Origin of the sequence: Enterococcus sp. AZ101 (assembly GCF_050499005.1) — a bacterium.
GTDB classification, from domain to species: domain Bacteria; phylum Bacillota; class Bacilli; order Lactobacillales; family Enterococcaceae; genus Enterococcus_L; species Enterococcus_L ureilyticus.
This window is the reverse complement of sequence record NZ_JBMHEZ010000001.1, coordinates 208,601-228,488: the sequence shown is the minus strand read 5'-3', so window position 1 is coordinate 228,488 and position 19,888 is coordinate 208,601. Positions and strand designations below refer to the sequence as shown.

The 19,888-nt window shown below is 35.6% G+C and carries 17 protein-coding genes; 5 read left to right on the top strand and 12 right to left on the bottom strand.

Annotated elements, in window-relative coordinates:
* Positions 1-121 precede the first annotated feature (121 nt).
* The 3 genes from IGJ50_RS01095 (at position 122) to IGJ50_RS01085 (ending at position 2,257) form a co-directional block, all read left to right on the top strand.
* Entirely contained in the window at positions 122-1,138 is a 1,017-nt protein-coding gene (locus IGJ50_RS01095) for a hypothetical protein (RefSeq protein ID WP_429948453.1), read from the top strand.
* Entirely contained in the window at positions 1,107-1,499 is a 393-nt protein-coding gene (locus tag IGJ50_RS01090; RefSeq protein ID WP_429948452.1) for a hypothetical protein, read from the top strand. Before IGJ50_RS01095 ends, IGJ50_RS01090 begins: the two co-directional genes overlap by 32 nt.
* Before the next feature lie 62 nt (positions 1,500-1,561).
* Positions 1,562-2,257, top strand: a complete 696-nt coding sequence (locus tag IGJ50_RS01085; RefSeq protein WP_429948450.1) for a hypothetical protein — start codon at positions 1,562-1,564, stop codon at positions 2,255-2,257.
* A gap of 271 nt (positions 2,258-2,528) precedes the next feature.
* Here the strand turns inward: IGJ50_RS01085 and IGJ50_RS01080 are convergent, their stop codons facing one another.
* The 7 genes from IGJ50_RS01080 to pepV all read right to left on the bottom strand — a co-directional run bounded on the left by IGJ50_RS01080 (position 2,529) and on the right by pepV (position 12,297).
* Positions 2,529-3,107, bottom strand: coding sequence for a toll/interleukin-1 receptor domain-containing protein (locus IGJ50_RS01080; RefSeq protein ID WP_429948449.1), 579 nt, complete (start codon positions 3,105-3,107; stop codon positions 2,529-2,531).
* A gap of 11 nt (positions 3,108-3,118) precedes the next feature.
* Complete coding sequence (locus IGJ50_RS01075) at positions 3,119-4,093, bottom strand: caspase family protein (RefSeq protein ID WP_429948447.1); 975 nt, start codon at positions 4,091-4,093, stop codon at positions 3,119-3,121.
* Positions 4,094-4,109: 16 nt separating this feature from the next.
* Positions 4,110-4,520, bottom strand: coding sequence for a TIR domain-containing protein (locus IGJ50_RS01070; protein ID WP_429948445.1), 411 nt, complete (start codon positions 4,518-4,520; stop codon positions 4,110-4,112).
* Positions 4,521-4,937: 417 nt separating this feature from the next.
* Entirely contained in the window at positions 4,938-6,890 is a 1,953-nt protein-coding gene (locus IGJ50_RS01065) for an NACHT domain-containing protein (protein WP_429948444.1), read from the bottom strand.
* A gap of 1,327 nt (positions 6,891-8,217) precedes the next feature.
* Positions 8,218-9,735, bottom strand: coding sequence for an ABC transporter permease/substrate-binding protein (locus IGJ50_RS01060; protein WP_429948442.1), 1,518 nt, complete (start codon positions 9,733-9,735; stop codon positions 8,218-8,220).
* A 1-nt stretch (position 9,736) separates the two neighbouring features.
* Positions 9,737-10,690, bottom strand: coding sequence for an ABC transporter ATP-binding protein (locus IGJ50_RS01055; protein WP_429948440.1), 954 nt, complete (start codon positions 10,688-10,690; stop codon positions 9,737-9,739).
* Positions 10,691-10,881: 191 nt separating this feature from the next.
* A complete protein-coding gene (pepV, locus tag IGJ50_RS01050; protein WP_429948438.1) occupies positions 10,882-12,297 on the bottom strand; it encodes a dipeptidase PepV in 1,416 nt (471 codons plus the stop codon).
* A 151-nt stretch (positions 12,298-12,448) separates the two neighbouring features.
* On the opposite strand from pepV, the gene IGJ50_RS01045 reads away from it, so the two are divergent.
* The gene (locus tag IGJ50_RS01045; protein ID WP_429948437.1) at positions 12,449-13,300 is read left to right on the top strand and encodes an NAD(P)H-hydrate dehydratase; all 852 of its coding nucleotides are present in this window, start codon (positions 12,449-12,451) and stop codon (positions 13,298-13,300) included.
* An 81-nt stretch (positions 13,301-13,381) separates the two neighbouring features.
* Here IGJ50_RS01045 and IGJ50_RS01040 read toward each other — a convergent pair whose 3' ends face one another.
* From IGJ50_RS01040 to IGJ50_RS01020, 5 genes are all read right to left on the bottom strand, one after another.
* Entirely contained in the window at positions 13,382-13,567 is a 186-nt protein-coding gene (locus IGJ50_RS01040) for a hypothetical protein (RefSeq protein WP_100630387.1), read from the bottom strand.
* A gap of 43 nt (positions 13,568-13,610) precedes the next feature.
* The gene (locus IGJ50_RS01035; protein WP_429948435.1) at positions 13,611-14,432 is read right to left on the bottom strand and encodes an ABC transporter permease subunit; all 822 of its coding nucleotides are present in this window, start codon (positions 14,430-14,432) and stop codon (positions 13,611-13,613) included.
* A complete protein-coding gene (locus IGJ50_RS01030) occupies positions 14,429-15,316 on the bottom strand; it encodes an ABC transporter ATP-binding protein (RefSeq protein ID WP_429948433.1) in 888 nt (295 codons plus the stop codon). The genes IGJ50_RS01035 and IGJ50_RS01030 overlap by 4 nt, the downstream gene beginning before the upstream one ends.
* 118 nt (positions 15,317-15,434) lie before the next feature.
* Complete coding sequence (locus tag IGJ50_RS01025) at positions 15,435-16,157, bottom strand: pseudouridine synthase (RefSeq protein WP_069640298.1); 723 nt, start codon at positions 16,155-16,157, stop codon at positions 15,435-15,437.
* Positions 16,158-16,244: 87 nt separating this feature from the next.
* Positions 16,245-17,894 (bottom strand): putative polysaccharide biosynthesis protein, encoded by a 1,650-nt coding sequence (locus IGJ50_RS01020; protein WP_069640299.1) that lies wholly within the window; start codon positions 17,892-17,894, stop codon positions 16,245-16,247.
* Positions 17,895-18,358: 464 nt separating this feature from the next.
* On the opposite strand from IGJ50_RS01020, the gene IGJ50_RS01015 reads away from it, so the two are divergent.
* Complete coding sequence (locus tag IGJ50_RS01015; RefSeq protein WP_429948431.1) at positions 18,359-19,876, top strand: UDP-N-acetylmuramoyl-L-alanyl-D-glutamate--L-lysine ligase; 1,518 nt, start codon at positions 18,359-18,361, stop codon at positions 19,874-19,876.
* Positions 19,877-19,888 lie beyond the last annotated feature (12 nt).

Here is a 19,888-nt window from a genome sequence, read left to right as displayed (position 1 = left end):
AATTCCTAATCCATAATAAAAAGTTAACATTGTTGCAAAATGTAAATACTGATAAACTTAATATAGAATAAATAAACAGTTGAAACTAAAACCAGAGAGTCGCTAAAAGGAGTTTCTATTATTGGGATTAAAAATTAGAGTAAGTGAAATAACTAGTAGTCCGTCATTTGGAACTAGAAATGTTAATGCCGATGATGGTTCTAATTCAATTACTATTCAAATTCATCAACTTAAAAAAGAAATACAATCTTTACATGATTTAGAGAGTTCTTGCTCTGATTTATATACTACTGCTGATTCGTTGCTAGACAATGTCAACCAAGGTTTATCTGCACTTTCTAGTACGAACTGCTTTGATGGTTCTAACGGCATGTACAGCACTTCTAAGCTAAAACTTGACTGGGCAAAGAGTATTAATAAGGAATGGAAGGATAACTTTGTTTTGCCATTAGATTATGCGAAACTCGTTCAGGAGATTAAAGATGATAAAAGTTTGTCTCCTACCGAAAAAGCCGAGAAAATCGCTCATGTATATGAAGATTACCTTTATTCTTTGGCAAAACCTGCTTTTGATGAATATGATAAAATACGAGCAAAATTTGGCGCTAACTCCCCCGAAGCGATCGAAGCCGAGAAAAAACTTGCAGGAATATTACAAGGGCTTGATATTGATATTAAAGCAGTAGCCAGAAATTTAGGTGATAACGCTATTGATGTCTCTGGTAAAAACACGTTAAACTACAAACAATTTATTGATATGGTCAACACAGCAAAACCACTTGATTTGAAGAGTAGAACTTTTGGAGATTCAGACTATTCAATTTGGGCAAGAGGATGGTCAGACTATATCAAAGAGCATCTAGACTATTTAGGGAATTATTTATTTGGTTATTACGGTCAAGGTTCATTGCTTATAGATGGAGAAACCTTAAAAATAGGTGCTGGCGTTGCTCAAATTCTAAGTGATTTAGCTAAGGGAGACCCGAGCAAGTTAAGTCTATTTGCTTATTATTTCTCCAAAGACTTTACTAGTGGTGTAAGTGCTTGGAAAGCGAATGGGTATGGAGTTAATGACGGTGGTGGTTCTGCTGTCCAGGAGGGTATTGATGACTTTAAAAAGTATACTAAAAGCAAGTAGCATTGTTATTGGCATTATACTTTTCTCACTCATCTTCTTCTTAATACCAAAGTATGATGGGCAAAAATACTTACCCAATCAACAAAGAGAAATCAAAGTAAAGATCGCCAACCATAATATAGAGGCCCGAATTTATGTTTATTTAGAAGATAGGCACAAAGAAGATTTTGAAATAACCTTATATGATAATCAACTAAAAGAAAACTTGACTCCGTATATTGTAGGTCGAGATAAATTTGCTTCTAAAGGAAAGTTCCACTATGTATACATAGTGGAAAAAGGTGAAACTTATACTGTTAAAATTAAAAATAAAACTGATTCAGTAATAACTTCTAATATCAGAGTCGAGGATAACAATTAAATAAAAATAGAGATAAGTTAATAATTTTAGTTTTGATAATAAATAAGAGTGGAGGAAATTTATTGGATTTCTATATTAAATATCAGTGGTATATCTTAGGTGGATTTTTTCTGTTTCTAATAGGCTTACTATTTTTATTCATAAAAATTCGCTCACGAGCTATGAGTTATTTAGAAAATAAGGATACTGAAAAAGAATATTTCCCAGAAAAAATTTGGCAGGAAATGAAACAAAGAGAGGATGATAACGGGAATTTTTATTATGGAATTTATTTTTGGGAGTGGCAAGTGAACAAACTGGAATTGATGTATGATATGTTTCCGATTGGTGATTATTTTACAGACAAACTAATAGTGACTGATATTGCCATATATCATACTTTAGTGGATAAATCGTTTAGCAAAGGTACGAGGCAGTCTTACTATAAACGTGAACTTAGAATCTTTTATAAAATTGCAGAAGAGAGGAAGTCTGTTGTGAATAATTTTAACCATAATGGAATAGGTAACCAGTTCAACACAGTAAACCAAAATAATTATACCGTTAATAACACCATAAATCAGTTGGAAGAACTTTTAAACGAAGAGAAGATCGTCCCTCAAGATAAACAATACATTGAAAGATTTATTTACCATCTTTCAAAGGATAAGGTAACAGAGGAAGACAAAAGCGACATCATTGGAACGTTATCTAAGTATACAAGTTTAGGAAGTAATGTAATTTCTATTATTGCAAACTTAACCAAACTTTTTATGTGAGTAATATTCACCATGAAAAGATCTATTTAATTGAGTTCTTTTGGTAGTTTTCTAAAGAAAAATTAATGTAATAATTTAAAGACCTTTGGGGTGTATTCCTCCAAAGGCCTTTAATTATGGGCGTATTCTTTTTAGTATTTATAATTTTATATTTCAGTATCCCTGTGTATACTATTTTATATTATACACAGGGTAAAACGAAACAAAGAGAAGATGCACAGAAAGCACAAACTTTGAGGCTGTGGGCTTTTGTTGCCTAAAGTTAACTATTTTACGGGTGTTTATAGGGTTGCTTTCCGTTTATCCACGCTCTAAGTGATACGTATTGAGTGGAATCATCTGGATCATTTATCCAAAATTCTTGTTTTCCATTAGTGCCTTTCTGATAATCAATGTGAGGATATATACCTAGATACTCTTGCCCATTAAAATTACTACCATTATCTAGAATAGGTAGAATAGAAGCCTTCTCATTTAGCATACCGTCTGCAATCCCAAGTTCCCAAGGACACCATTTTGAATTTGATATATTTGTTGTCGCAATGTAGGCTAAACTTTTGCTTTGAGAAATTCTAGACCGAACCAAAGTAGCTGTTTTCTTTGTCACATTTGAGCGATCCAATTCTATATCTTCAATCCAATCAACGTAAACAGAGTACCCAGCTTCATTAAAAAGTCTCACAAGTGTCAACACTAAGTCTTTATCTAAAAAACTATGAGAGATAAAAACATCGTAATTTTTATTCACACTCTTAATAGCCAGATTTTCACTAAGAATCTTCTTTTGGCTAAAATTAGTAATATTTCTTTTTTCAGATTCAGTTTTTAAGAAACTCTTTGTAATTATCATAATAATCCACCTTAAAACCTTTTGTCTTTAGCCAATCGCCAATAGTGAAGTCCAAGAGCGGTTAGTTTACATGACCTACTTTCCATTGCAGCAAAATACATATGTTCAGTACCTACAGGCTCGATTAGTCCAACACTTTCTAGCGATTGAAGTTCTTTAAATTTATTTATATTCTCTTGAGAAGCATATGGTTCTTCATATTTATGCTCCACCAATGGGTCATTAGTAAACTCAAAGGAGGGATCTAAACCAAATTCATCACTTGGATTTTGAAAATACTGTGAGAGTTTTCTTAAGGTTGTTAAAGGAACTTTAGGTTCCACAGTTCTTACAGGTAGAAATTTTGTAATGTTAGTTTTAAATACAGGTCGTTGCTCCCAAGCTCCTAAAGACTGGTCTACGAATGAATATAGACTTGCTGGGGTTATATTGCCACCAATATCTGCTGCGCTCCCCTTTAGTCCTTCCACAAAAAGATTAGTAAAAATACCACCACTTGATAGCGCCCCCTCCATAGCAACTTGCTCACTCGTACTAGCTGTCATTATCGTAACGCCAGGGCTGATCACAGACTCATTAGTTCCAGTAAGTCCATTTTCACCTAATTTTCCAGAAAAACAGCAATCTAATATGATTATTTTATTTTTGCTCTTCGATTTATTCGCTAATCTCAGTACCTCAGTCAAAGACACACCCATATCTCCTTCACCTGTAGCATCAGGGGTTACTAAGCACCCACCACCATCAGGCGTCCCATGTCCCGAAAAATATAGTAACGAAATATCAGAATCTCCAGAAAATAATTCTCTAATAAGTTGTGTCAACTCTCTTTTTGTTTTGACGTCGTGTTGCATGTTGATATCAAAATTAGGAGAGCCATCTCCATTAGATTCGAGAAGCTGACCTACCTTAGTGGCATCAGTAATGCACCCCGTCAAAGGGGAATTTGGATAATTATTTATCCCAACAATCAAAGCTTTTCTCATATCGAAACCCTCCCTATTAGTAATTTTTTCCTTGTTTCATCATGTCATCAATCTTATCTGCTATTTTTACCCATTCCCAGTTAATAACTCTAGATCTAGGCAATCCAACAGGTAGGTTGCTCAAATAGTTAGCATTATCAACATATACTCCAAAAACGGGAACATTATTTCTAGCCGCCATCTCTATTTCTTTCTTTACTCCAACAGCACTCGCCATATACCGGCCAACAAGGACAATTACCATATTACATTTTTTTATCTTATCCTCAACAATCTGTTCCCACTGCCATTCTGGCATTGCAGACTTGGCTGACCAATCATGAATAGAAAATGGAGTTCTTGAATTTTTTGCTTGCCCCATAAAGTATAATTTATTTCCTTCATTGTGGTCGAAATCAAAACTTATAAAAGCTCTTGGTGTACTCATAAATGCATTCCTCCTTTATTTGATAACTATAATTATACCACATCTTAATGTAAAAATAGATTTATCAAAAGTATGATAATGGAATAAATAAATTATATTTATTATTCTAATTAGCTGAAATCTATTGTTGTTACTTATGATAATACAATTTATTGCAAGTTTTATATGGATAGTGAGATTCTTAATTATAAGAAAATCGATTTAGTTCAAGATTAATCTAAGTTTGTAAAAGCTCATCTTTGCTGAGTTTATTTTTTTATTATTTAAAAGTTGTCTTATGGAAGTTGCTTATTATAGCGAAAGTTTGAGAAATTTGCATTTCTTTTTGGTAAAAATTACTTTATATTAAAATTAAAAAAACAGGTTAAGAAATTTTCCTAACCTGATTGATTATGTTCCTCAAATTTCAGTTTCACTTTAAAGTAAGCTAACCTCTTCATTTTCTCGCTGTTTCTTCTCTTCTCTCAAATCAGCACTCAAACCATTAAGTTCTGTCAATTGTCGATATTTATGAGTTTTAGAATACAATTTTTTTAATATATCATTCCTAAATACATCCTCTATACTGATAATTAAACGTTCTAAATCGACAATTTTTGGTTCGGGACTTTCAGTATTAGCCCTAAGTATTTGACCTTTCACTAATTTAGCAGAAGCCAAATTAATTATTTCTTTATATTCACTTTCAGAAATTTTTTCTTTGCTCTTCCTACCGACAAACACCAGATTCTTCCCCCTATATTTATACAGTCGATACAAATGTAATAATGCACGCTCCTCTATACTATCTAAAAGGCCTCTTTCAAGACTTATAGCGATACTTTCCTCTGTCACTTGAATCTCATATCCTAAATTCTTGTTAATTTGTAGATAATCAACAAATTCAGGATTTTTTTCAACTAATTCTAATAAAGGTAATAATAAGTTATAACGAATTACATTTTGATTTTCAGCATCATCTAGCTCATAGATATACTCAAAAGTCGTTTGAATTAATCTGAAATTTAAATTCCGACTAATAGTTCCTCCACGTCCATTAATTATATATTTCTCTAAAAATTTTCCTTGAGCCTTTTCACCTTGCATATATATATAATAAGCTGAAAAAAATTCTTGGAAAATATTATGAACATAGTAATAATATTCACCTTCTTTGTAAAGAACACATAGACAAACTCGCAGATCATAAATAATATCATCTACTGTAATTCCAGAATTGTCAGTAAGCCAGGAATAACTATCCATTACTTTTCGTATAGTCTTTCTGATACTATCTTCACTGAATTCATTTTTAGACGCATTTGTATCAAAATAAGTTAAAAAACAAAAAGCTGAAAAAACTTTCATCATTTGAAATTTAGTTAAACTGGTTTTGAATTCTCTAGAATATGCTATTTTTCTTCCATCATGTCTTTCAAATAACTCTTCAAAAGCCTTTATTAAAAATGTACTTTTTTTCTTTGGAAAATTAGAATTCTCTCGAAATAATGATAGCATCAATAGCAACAGCACTGGATTTGAAGCGATAGTTTCATACTCATCATATAAACTTTCTGATAAACTTTTTGTAAACTCTTGCTTAATATCCTCGTAGTAATCTGTCTTTTTTATCAAATCTACTGACTCTTTTTGTGTAAGACCGTGAGTTCTTAATTCATGTAAACCAACAAAGTTATCTAAATGACCATAAGGCATAAACCGACTAGATATTATTACATTATTTTTATCATACTTAGTCAAAAAATCGTCGAATTCTGTCAAAAAGATTTGAGACCTCTCGGAAGTTATTTCATCATAAGCATCAAAAAGAAAAGTAAATCTACCTTCCATAAGCATAAAATCAAATAATTCTTTCTCTAAACCAAAATTTAGTACAGTCATTTCATGATATATAAATTCCGTTATTTTTCTTCTCTCAGCTTCTTCATGATTATATTTTCTAAGTTCTATATACACTGGAATTTTACTCTTACTATTTTTCTCGTCCATTAGGATTGTTAACATAGTATGTTTTAACAATGTTGATTTACCAATACCACCATGTCCTGTGATCCATACACACTTTTTTTCATCAAGTACGGATAAAAACTCATCTGGTTTAATTCTTTTTTGAGTTATATCTCTTCCATTTTTTGATTCCTCATATAAAGATGTAGGTTGAAAAATTTTAACTAGTTCTTGTTCTTTATCATTTAGTATTGTACGCACTTTATTATATTTTTCTACCGACTTTTCGAAATAATCCTTAAAATTCTTGTTATATTTAGTTTCGAACTGATCCCATTTTTCAACGACGCCATCAATCACAAGATCATTTAGTTGCTCCAAATTATGTTTCAACAATGTTGTACCAATTAACTCACCAATCATTTTATCAACCTTTCCACAAAAACTTCAATTAATTTTTAAAGTACGTTCCATTTATTATTATATCAAGAATCGTCAAATAGTTATATATATATTTCTGATAAAAACTAATTAAAAGCATTAATAAAAAATTCCACACAAACTTACATTCCCCCATTGACTCTCCACCCCACTTAAATTAAAATGGAATGAGATAGAACGAAAAAAAATCTAGCCAAACGAATCTCGTTTAGCTAGACAAAATAAAAAGGCACTCTGCAGGAAGATTGGTCGTCCTCCCACAGAGCCTTATACAATCAGATCGGACTGAATGTACAAGTTGCCCTAGTCAATTTTCATTGACTGTTTTTATTTTACTCAATATTTCATGAAATTACTAGTGTTTTTTCTGATGTTCTGAGTTTAACGACAAAAACAGGTCAATGCTTCTTAATTGTACTTAGCGCGGTTTCGGCAGGTGTCCGGAACCGTTTTTTTTCGTTCTATTTTACGGTGGAGCAACGATTTTTTGAAATTTTAATAATCGTTTTAAGGAAGTTACCGCAAAACTAACTTCTCTCACCACGCTTCACTTTGCTATAATGATCTGTCAATTTTGTGCTAACTTTTGACGGAGCAAGCCTTTTTTATAGACAGATTATTATAGCCATGATAGTAACGAGGAAACAGCCGACACCTCAAGATGTTAAGTGGTCACTTGACATTTTGAAGCCAAAAATAATCAGCACGAACTGATAAATCAAGTTGCCTGAGTCAATAATATGTACATTAAAATAGAATGCTATCTACCAGAATCCGTAGCATTCGATCAGATAAACATTCTTCTAGGCTGACTGTTTGCTCGTTATTATTTTGTAAAATATTTAATACACTATCGATACAATTTTTTGACATACTATAACTAGTTGAATAACGGCTGAAGCTCTGAAAAAGGAGTTGATGCCATAAAGATATGTCTTTATCGCTTTTGTCCTGCTTTAATACATTGGAAAAGCGGTCCTTGAAAGATTTGTTAAAAGATATCGCTTCGAAAATAGTCGTCACACTTGTGGCTTACTATATTGTCGAAGGGATTAAACTTTTTATCACTTCGATTTTTGAGTAAAAAAAGACCACTATCTGAACCGCTAAAGTAAGATAGTGGCAATGTAGTACACTTTCGAGCTTTAGTCAAAACTCAACTAAAGAGTCAGTGTTTCCGCACTGGCTTTTTTTTACAATCACACTTAAGTGCGATTGCTTTCTCATTTATTATACCTTACAAAGTATAATAAACACAACATAAGAGATAGATAGCTCTCTTATGTTGTGCCTTTTCGTCTATCAACCATTATTTTTCCAACATCCCATGCTCCACCAAATAATCATGTGCAACGGTCGCCGGATCTTTTTGCTCCACATTGACTTGATAATTCATCTCACTCATTTCTTCTTCCGTGATTTTACCAACTAAAGGCTGCAATAATTCTTTTAATTCCGGATATTTCTCAAGCGTTTCAGCTTTCAGCAATGGCGCACCTTGATACGGTGGAAATAGTTGTTTATTATCTTTTAAAATCACCAAATCATATTGCTTTAGTTCACTATCGGTCGAATAGGCATCTACCACATTCACATCCCCATTATTGATTGCTTGGTAACGTAACGATGGCTCCATCGACTTCACATCTAAATTCAAGTTATATAATTTTTGCAAGCCTTTATACCCATCTTCACGATCAATAAACTCTAGTGTAAAACCAGCTTTTAACTGACTTTCGACTTTTTTAAGATCTTCGATGGTTTTCAGATCATTTTCTTCTGCAAATGATCGTTTGACTGCAACTGCATAGGTATTTTGATACTGCATTGGTTCCAGATAATCCATGTTTTCTTGTTCTTTAATTTGATCTCGCGCATACTCGTACACTTCTCTTGGATCATTGGATGTATTCTTATTGTCTTTCAAAAACGTTTCAAGAACTGTTCCGGTAAATTCAGGATAGACATCGACTTCACCTGATTTTAGTGCGTTAAATAAGAAACTGGTTTTACCAAAGTTTGATTTTAAATTTACGTGGATATCACTATTTGCTTCGATCAATTCTTTATACATGTTGATCAAGATATCTGGTTCTGCACCTAACTTTCCAGCCACCGTAATTTCTTTTTGTTCTGCTTCTTGATGGGTGTAGACAAATGAACCTACTAATAGTGCAAGTAATACCATGAATGCAGCTATGATCCGTTTCACCGTGGCTTTTTCCAACAAATGGATCCCAAAGTTAAACAAGACCGCTAAAATAGCAGAGGAAATTGCGCCAATCAAGATCAAGTATACATTATTTCGGTCGATTCCGAGTAAAATGAATGTTCCGAGACCTCCTGCACCAATCAAAGCCGCTAGCGTTGCCGTTCCGATGATCATAACGGTTGCTGTACGAATCCCTGAAATGATATAGGGTAACGCCAACTGCAACTCAAACTTGATTAGTTTTTCCCGTTTGTTCATCCCAAAGGCTTCGGCTGCTTCTTCTAAAGAAGGATCGATTTCAGTCAATCCTGTATAGGTATTTTGCAAAATCGGAAATAGGGCATAAATCACTAACGCTACAATGGCTGGCGGACTGCCAATCCCAATAACTGGAATCAATAAACCTAATAAAGCGAGTGACGGAATCGTTTGGAAAATCCCAGTGATTTGCAGAACAAATTCAGCGACTTTTTTGTAATTCGTCAGTAAAATCGCTAACGGGATCGCTATAAGAATCGCAATCAATAATGACAGTAACGATAGTTGGATATGTTCAACAACCGCTTGGATAAAGTCTTCTTTGCGGGCCACGAATGTTTCTATCAGTTTTCCCATATTATTGATCACCTTTTTCTATCTTTGTCTCTAAGAAGCGTAAAATCGTTCGATCTGTGATTTCACCGATAGATCCTTTCTCATTAACTAGTACAACTGTTTTCCCATCAACAAGTAAGCCAATCACAGTTGGTAAATCGGTGCCTAAATTCACTATCGTTTCGCCGGTTATTTGCCCAGCTTCAATAAATCCTGCTTCTAATAAATCTTCTGCACAATAATTTTCTAAATTAGCCTGTTCATGTTGGAAGAACTGCGCAACAAATTCATTGGCTGGATGATTTTTGATAGCTTCCGGTGTATCGGTTTGAACGATTTGCCCATCCTTCATCACACAAATCCGATCACCTAAAAGCAACGCTTCATTCATATCGTGGGTCACAAAAACAACAGTAGTCGCTAATTCTTTGTGTAGTTCTTTGATCAATAATTGTAATTGCCCTCTTGAAATTGGATCTAACGCACTGAACGGTTCATCCATCAAAATAATATCTGGTTTGGCTGCAATCGCACGTAAAATCCCAATACGTTGCTGTTCACCACCAGATAATTCAGCAGGTTTCCGATGGAGGTATTCCTCTGGTGGTAAGCTGACCTTTCTGAGTAATTCTTCCGTTCGTTCTCGTCTTTTTGCTTTACTCCAGTGCTTCATTTCGGGAATCAATTCGATGTTTTCAGCAACTGTCAAATTTGGGAAAAGAGCGATTTGTTGGAGAACGTAGCCGATCGTTAAGCGTAATTCTTTTAAATTGTAATCAATCAATCGTCTGTCATTAAAATAGATATCCCCATCTGTTGGCTCAATTAAACGATTAAGCATTTTTAAAGTAGTTGTTTTTCCACTTCCACTTGGACCAACTAAGACAAAAAATTCACCGTCTTCAATTGAAACATCGAAGTTTTCTAATACAAATTGATCGTTGTATTTTTTTGATACGTTTTGAAATTTAATCATCTATTCACCTCATTTTTTTCTTGTATGCATATGCTCTTTATTTTTAGGTAATCTTTCATTATTTTTAAATATGTTTATAAGTATACTTGAAAATGTCCGATGTTTCTAACGACTTGTTTCTATTGTACAGAAAAAAACCTGACAACTGTCTGTCAGGTTTTCTGATTTTTTTATTTTTATAGTAGCGCTATTTATTTCGCTAAGCGATAAATCGCATCCGCATAAATAGCTGTCGCACGGAATAAATCATCCAACGCCATAAATTCATTGGCTTGATGCATGGTGTCTGTATAGCCTGGGAACATTGCGCCATACGCCACGCCACGTTTTAGTAAACGTCCGTAAGTTCCGCCACCGATGATTTGTTCATGGCCTTTTTGACCAGTATGATCTTCGTAAACTTGTAATAAGGTTTCAACCAATGGATCATCCGCTGGCACGTAATGTGGTTCTTGGTTACGTCCACCTTGAACGATTTCAGCACCGATTGCACCTGCTGTAGCTTTCACACCCGCTTCTAATTCAGCAGCTGTTGTGCCTTTAGGGTAACGGAAATTCAAGCTCATAAAGTTGCCTTCTTCAGCATCTTTCTTGAAGACGAATAAACCAGCGTTCATTGTTAATTTACCCATCTTAGTATCTTCAAAGGCTACGCCTAATTTTTCACCATAGAAATCTTCATGAACAAGCGTTGCAGCAACCTGGATAAATTCTTTTGCTGCGCCAGCAAATGCATAGCTGTTTAAAAATACTGCTAAGTATGTTGCCGCATTGATCCCAGATTGAGGGCTAGCGCCGTGTGCGCCTTTTCCTACAACTTTGATTGTGACAGTTGCACCATTCGCTTCAAATTCGCCAGAAATTGGCTCCTCATCTACAAATACGCTAAATGCGCCTTGCATTTTTTCAGCTGCTTCGGCAGTTGGAACTGTGATTACAGCCGTTGCCGTACCTGGAACCATATTTTCACGTAAGCCAGCATTAAAGCTTTCTAATTCATATTCGCCTTGGCTTGATCCGCCAAAACGAGCGTATAACGATACGTTTCCTTTTTCACCGTTGATGATTGGGAATTCTGCATCAGGAGAGAAACCAAAATCAGGTTTTTCTTCGTGTTTGAAGTAATAATCCATATCACCCCAGCCACTTTCTTCATCACTTCCAACAACAAAGCGAACTTTTTTAGATAATGGTACGCCTAAATCTTTGATGATTCTTAACGCATAATATGCCGCCATACTTGGGCCTTTATCATCACTTGAACCACGCGCGAAGATTTTACCATCTTTGATGACAGGTTCATAAGGATCTGTATCCCAACCGTCCCCAGCAGGTACAACGTCCATGTGACCGAAGATGCCTAAGGTTTCGTTGCCTTCACCATACTCGATATGTCCAGCGTAGTTATCAACATTTTTCACAACGAAACCATCACGCTCGCCATAAGCTAACATATGCTTCAAGCCAGCAACAGGTCCTGGTCCAAATGGTGCATCTGGTGTTACTTTTGAGTCATCACGCTCACTATTGATGCGTAATAGATTTTGTAAATCTTCTAATAGCGCATCTTTACGTGCGTCTACTTCTTTTTGCCAATCAATTGTCATTTTTTAGTCACTCCAATTCATTATTCTACCTTCCCATCATACCACTAACTTGTTTAAAAGAAAAAGGCGGAAATAGTTTTTTCATAATCTTTTGCTCTTGTTCCAAAACAGATTTATACTAAAAGAAAAGCAATTAAAGGAGACTATCGGGATGAAAGACTTAACCAGAGACGATTTAACCGCAGTGATCCAGCCACGTCCACAAGAATCTCACAAAGGAACATTTGGACGTGCAGTATTGGTTGGCGGCAATGCAACATATGGCGGCGCGATCATCATGAGTACCGAAGCTGCTGTCAGAACAGGGACTGGATTGGTTTCCGTTATTACAGCCAAACATAATCACAGCGCACTGCATGCTCGTTTACCAGAAGCAATGGTGCTTGACTGGACACTTACGCGAGCAGTCAGTGAGTTATTAGGTACAGCAACTGTTCTCTTGATTGGTCCTGGGCTAGGTTTAGATTCACACAGTCAACAGCTGTTGCAACTGGTTCTTCAACAGCAAACGTCTACTCAATGGCTTGTGATTGACGGATCTGCTATCACCTTATTTGCTCAGAGCGACAGTCACTTAAATTATCCAGAACACATAGTTTTCACTCCGCATCAAATGGAATGGCAGCGTCTGAGCGGTCTTAAGCTGACGCATCAGACGATAGATAATAATCAAGCAGCTCAAAAAAAATTAGGTGCAACGATCGTGTTAAAAAGCCATCGAACTGAAATCTATACGACGAATGAACAATATCGAAATCCCTTAGGCACTCCAGCTATGGCTACTGGGGGAATGGGGGATACCTTAGCTGGCATGATCACTGGTTTTTTAGCTCAATTTCCTGATAAAGAAGCCGCAATTTGTGCAGCAGTGTATCTTCATAGCCAGATTGGTGAAGAATTGGGTAAAAAACGTTATGTTGTCTTACCAACTGAAATTAGTCAGCAGATTCCTCGCTTCATGAAACTGGCTGAAAACATAAATAAAAAGACAAAAGGAAAATGAGGCTCACTTTCCTTCTGTCTTTTTTCTAAAAAAATCAGTTTGTAAAATCCCCATATATACTTCCATCCACTCTGCTAGAAATTACATTCGTAAAACTTCACTAGCTTCAGGATGTTTCTTTCCAAACGGAAGGCTTTCCTCAATAATTTGATTAACTACGCCTACTATCAACTGAACGATATCCTGCTTAGAACTCTCCTTTTTAACAGGCAATTGTACGACAGTCTTTAATAACAGTTGAATCGTCAGTTTCCAATTACGATTCATGTAGTCTGTCGGTTTTATCAGAAAGGTGTCTAATAAAATTACCTTAGATTTTCAAATCCTTCCGTTGATAAACCAAATATGTTCCACCAAAAAATAACACAATCAAAACACTTAAGACACCAACACTTACTACCGACAATCCTTTATCCAGCAAATTACTTGGAATTCCTAGATGGGTCGGAGAAATGTTTTTGGCCCAATTAAATGATTCTTTCAAATCGGAAAAAATCCCGATCAAATAAAAGCCAAATACGATCCCTAAAGAAATACTCGTACTTTGTTTACTTGATTTTAAAAGTGTTGAAAGGAAGAAACCTAAAGACAAGAAAAACAATAAAATCAAACTTTCCTGCGTAAAAATCTTCCCAATTTCTCGGATGATCGTCGTTACTGAATCTGTTGATTGCCGATATATTAACGTTGATCCTAAGGAAACGGCAAATGATACTAGCCAAAAAATTGCTAAGATAAAGACGTTTCCTGCTATCTTACTTGTAACAATGCCGCTACGCGTTACTGGTTGTGCATATAAAAATTCAATCGTTCCGTCCGTTTCTTCTTTGATCAATGACTGACTTCCCAACATCATTGCATAAACAGAAGCTGCTAAGAACATATACTGAAAATAGTACGCAAAAAAACCTGTTGCTACTAAAAAACTTGCTTGTCCACTCACGCTGATATTGAAGGTTTTCAATAGTGAAGGAGACACCCCATTTAACTTTGCATCCAACAACTCTTTCATTTCTGAGCTGTGCATTTGTGGGTACACGGCACTAAATCCAACTATAATCACTGCAAATAGAATCGTCCAAATAATTAATCCTTTGACTAATGACTTACTTTCGATTTTGGCTGTGATCATTTTGCAGCTCCTCCTTCATACAATGCCATAAACTGATCCTCTAGTTCTGGATTGGTGACTGTAAAGTCTTCAATCGACTCATCTCCTAACAATGGTACAACCTTATGAAGATCGCCTTCGTAAAATAATCGTGTTTCGTTTCCTTGATGTTTTAAAATTGCTGCCCCCATCTTTTCGAAAAGCGATAACGGAATATGATCACCGATCAATGTAATAACTTTTCCAAGTGATTTTTCTTTTGTAATATCTTGAACGGTGATGATTTTCCCCTGACGGATGAATGCTGCCCGGTGTGCATGCTGTTGCACTTCATTTAAATCATGACTGGATAAGAAAATCGTCATGCCTTTTTGGTTATATTTTTCCAGCTCTTCAAATAGTCGATGCTGCATCAGTGGATCTAACCCATTGGTCGGCTCATCTAAAATCAATAATTCTGGATTTGGTAAAATACCAGCCGTGATAGCGACTTTCTTTTTATTTCCTAAAGATAGTTCGGACATCTTTTTTTGTCTATCAATATCGAACAGCTCGATAAAGTAATCGATTTGTTGCTTGCTATTTTTTATTTGATGAAAATCAGCTACATACTGCAGTATTTCACCTGTGGTCATATGGGGATAAAATCGTACATCACTCGAAACATATCCTGTGCGTTTACGAACCTCTTTGGCATCTTTGATACTATCCAACCCAAGTAAAGTGGCAGTTCCTTGATCTGGATAAGTAAAATTCAACATCGCTTTGATTGTTGTTGATTTTCCTGCACCATTTGGGCCGATAAAACCATAGATTTCACCGTTTTCTACAGAAAGATTCACTTGATCGATCGCTGCTTGTTTTTTATACACTTTAGTCAAGCCTATAAGTTCAATGGCCTTCATTTTACGATTCCTCCTCATTGACCTCTTAGTCAATTGCAGTATATATCTAGGTTAACTTATTAGTCAAAAAAATCTGATTGAATGGAATGTTTGAATCTGCAACATTCGTTCGATCAGACTATACTTTTCCTTTTAATCCTTCAAGCTCTGCTGCAGTTAGTTCTCTATACTCACCTAATGCTAGATTTTCATCCAACCACAAACTGCCCATCCGCAGACGTTTTAAGTAAACGACTTTTTTATCAACTGCTTCAAACATTCGTTTTACTTGATGAAACTTGCCTTCTTGGATAATCAAGCGAATCTTTGACAGCTGATTTTGTTCATCTACAGCTTCGATCGTTAGGTGGCTTGGTTTTACCAGCTCTTTATTCGTTAAAGCGAATCCTGCAGCAAATAGATCAATGTCTTCTTCTGTCACAATTCCTGCAACTTCTGCAAAATATTCTTTATCTACATGTTTTTTAGGTGACAATAATTGATGAGCCAGCTGACCATCGTTTGTCAGTAGCAACAACCCCTCTGTGTCTTTATCCAAACGTCCAACAGGGAATAAATCTTCTCGGAAATCTTCATCGTGCAATAAATCGATCACGGTTTGATCCCATTTATCTTCTGTCGCTGAGATCACCTCTTGAGGTTTATGCAGCATATAGTAGTAATACTTTTGATAAGTCAATTTTTCCCCAGCAAATTTAACAACATCTTGTTTTTCATCAATTTGTGTTTTACCCTCTTTGATTACTTGGTCGTTTACAGTAACCATACTTTTTTTCAGCAACTGCTTGGCTTCTTTACGGCTGCCAACACCTGTTTCTGCAAGAAATTTATCTAAACGCATATGTTTCCCCTTACTATCAGAACTTATTTTTTCTAATAAAGAGGATGGAACATAACTCCATGAGTCACATCCCAACCTCTTATTGTTCTATTTTATTTTTAGCTTACGACGAATTTTACCTACGCCCGCTCCCAGCAACTTATCTGCTAAACGTAATTTTAACGTGATATAGCCATATACCGCACCACCAAATGCGGCAACGATCATAATGATCAAGAAAGACTGGAATTTACGTGACGGATCTAAGAATAAATACAAGAATTGGCGCATCACAATTGCGGCAATCATCATTACTAATGTGATCAAGAAAATCAATAATCCACGTCGCAATGTCAAGCCAAAATTAAAGTGACTGACTTTCTTGATTTTTCTCATGATCAAGAAACAAGACAAGGAAAAACCGATCATTGTCGCAATCAAAGGACCGTACACTTCAAACAAACGAATACTTGGGTATTGTACGATCAATTTCAACACTAAGCCTAAAGCAAAATATTTAATCGCTGCCTCATTTTCGTACATCCCCATCAACATCGTCGATGATAACATATAAAGACCCATAAATAGTCCTGCAAAACAAGCTTGGATCAATACGGAAACGCCTAGCGCATCTGGCGCATAAAACATCGTATAAAGAGGTTTAGCTAAAACGATCATACCAAAGGTTGCTGGCAGCATAACAAACATGAATAACTGTAAGTTATTACTGATCAACTTTGATAAGTCTCGATATTTTTTCAACGTAATCGCTTCAGTAATCAAGGGCAATCCTGTCGCTGAAATCGAGGTTGCTAAAGCAATCACGACCATCGTTAATTTGTCCGGATTTGCATTAAAAATCGCAAACAGCGTTCTTAACTGGCTTCCTGAATAAGTCGTAAATGTATTCATAAAATTAGAAAAAGTAAATTGATCGACTAATTTAAAGACTGTTACACCTGAACCTACAATGATGAATGGCAATGCTTCTTTTAGTGTTTCCGTCAATAAATCACGAGTTGAAGCTTTGTGTTCATTGGCACTATGTGCTGCCAAATAGTCAAACATCGGTTTTTGTTTGTGAAAATAGTAGATTAGAACAATGAGACTTGCTAACATCCCGATAAATGCTGCCAGTGTTGATTGGGTCACAGCATCAACATAATTCCCTTCAAAAACTCTCATGATGATAAATGCTGTCAATAACATATAAAAGACACGAGCAATCTGCTCAACGATTTGAGACAAAGCATAGGGCATCATATCTTGGTTTCCTTGGAAATAACCGCGAACAACACTCATACATGGAAAAATCAAAACAGCTAAACTGAGCGAACGCATCGTCGGAATCAATTCTTCTCCCCCACCAGACCATTTCGCTAACAAAGGAGAAGCTAAATACATGACGATGGCAAAAATACCTCCTAAAATAGCCATTAATTGAAGCGCTTTGTAAAAAAGCTGTCGGCTGATCTTATATTCATTCAACGAATTATAATAAGAGGTTTGTTTGGCGATTGCTGCAGGTATTCCTGCTGTAGATATTAATAAAAAGAGAGCGTATACGGTATACCCCATTGAAGATAAACTATTTGCTTCATTAGCGTGACTTCCCATCCATGCATACCATGGGATAATATATACCGCACCCAACAAACGAGAAATTATATTACTAGCTGTCATCCAAGCCGATCCTTTAACCATTTTTTCTTGGTTAGTCAAGATCGGTTGATCAGCAGGATTTGGTTGATTTATCATTTAACTCCTCCAACTTTCTTTGAACATGCTTTCTTTATTTTAATTGTTAAATCAAGTATATGCAACGACTTTCTTGAATAAATTAACTTATTTATCGTTTCCTCACAGATTTTGTAAAAAAACAGTCGTTTTCATTTTTGAAATATCTAAAAACCAAATAAACACTTCATTTATAACTATTTCTTTTTTTGTTTATATTCAAAGATAAAAGTACTAGATATCGCTTTTAATTCATAATTTTCTTTATATTTCACATAAATATGTCTAATATGTATTTGTTATTTTAATAGAAAAATTATATTGGAAATTCTTCACTTTAGGCGATGAACTCCTCCGTGTTTTTTTCGTCCTCTTCCAGCAAGCATCTTGAAGTTTTAACATTTAAATTGTATGATGAATTTCTAACAGATTTTTATTCCAAAAACCTTACATTCAGATTTTAAAAACCGCTTGGAGGCGTAATGATGACTATTTCTTTAGAAAAAATCCGCGAATGTTTACTTAAAGAACATCTCTTAAAAGAATTTGTTTCTACGCAAACTTGGTCTTTGACTCTGCCTAACTCGTTGGCTGACAAAACATTTGATGCTCTTTCTTATGATTCCCGGACTGTAAGTTCTAAGACACTTTTCTTTTGTAAAGGACTCAATTTCAAACCTGAATACTTAGAAAATGCAGTCGCAGCTGGTCTTGATAGTTATGTAGCAGAACAACCTTATGACGTGCCCGCAGCATTGGGAATCATTGTCACAGATATCAAAAAAGCAATGGCTGTTTTGAGCATGACTTTCTATGATTATCCACAACATAAATTGAAACTGATCGGCTTTACAGGGACCAAAGGAAAAACAACAGCTGCTTACTTCACTAAATTCATTTTAGATCAGACAACAAACAAAAAAACAGCGATGTTGTCTACTATGAATTCGACTTTAGATGGCCAAACATTTTTTAAATCCCATTTAACAACACCAGAATCCCTTGATCTTTATAAAATGATGAATGAAGCAGTGAGCAACGGCATGAGTCACTTCATTATGGAAGTCTCATCACAAGCCTACAAGACCAATCGCGTCTATGGTTTATTTTTTGATGTGGGTATTTTCTTAAACATTACACCTGATCACATCAGCCCGATCGAACATCCAACATATGATGATTACTTTTATTGCAAACGGCAACTAATCAAACAGTCGAAAACGATGATTTTGAACCATGAATCGGATCATTTTCACTTGTTGAAAGAAACTGCGCAGCTTTACAGTATTCCTTATCTTGTTTATGGCAATCAAGCAGCATTGGATACCGACTATTGCTACCAAACAGATCCAGTAGATTCCCTAGCTTTTTCTATTGAAGCAAAAGAGGATCAACTAATGGTCACCGGTGACTACCAACTTCGTTTGGGTGGCGATTTCAATAAAGGAAATGCCTTGAGCGCTATTCTTGCGAGTGCCTTAGTAGGCGCAGATCGAAATGACTGTCAGCAAGGAGTCAAAGAAACGACCGTCCCTGGAAGAATGGAATTATTGACGAATACAAATGGTGCGAAAGTTTATGTCGATTATGCGCATAATTATGACAGTCTAAAGAATCTTTTAACGTTTGTCAAAGAAGAACATCCAACTGGTCGTTTACTTGTTGTGATCGGTAGCACAGGAAACAAAGCGATTTCAAGACGCAAAGATTTTGGGGCTGTTTTATCTGAATTAGCGGATATTGCGATTTTAACCACCGATGATCCAGCCGATGAAGATCCAGTCACTATTTGTGAAGAAATCAAAGCCCACATCACAACAGACATCCCGACCAAAATAATCGCGGACCGCAGTGAAGCAATCAAAGAAGCTCTGGCAATCAGCCTAGCGGAAGATGCTGTCATTTTAGCTGGTAAAGGGGCAGACTTGTACCAAAAGGTCCATGGGAAAGATATGCCTTATGAAGGTGATTTCCAAATTGCGGAACGCTTGATCACTAAGTAAGATACAGACGTC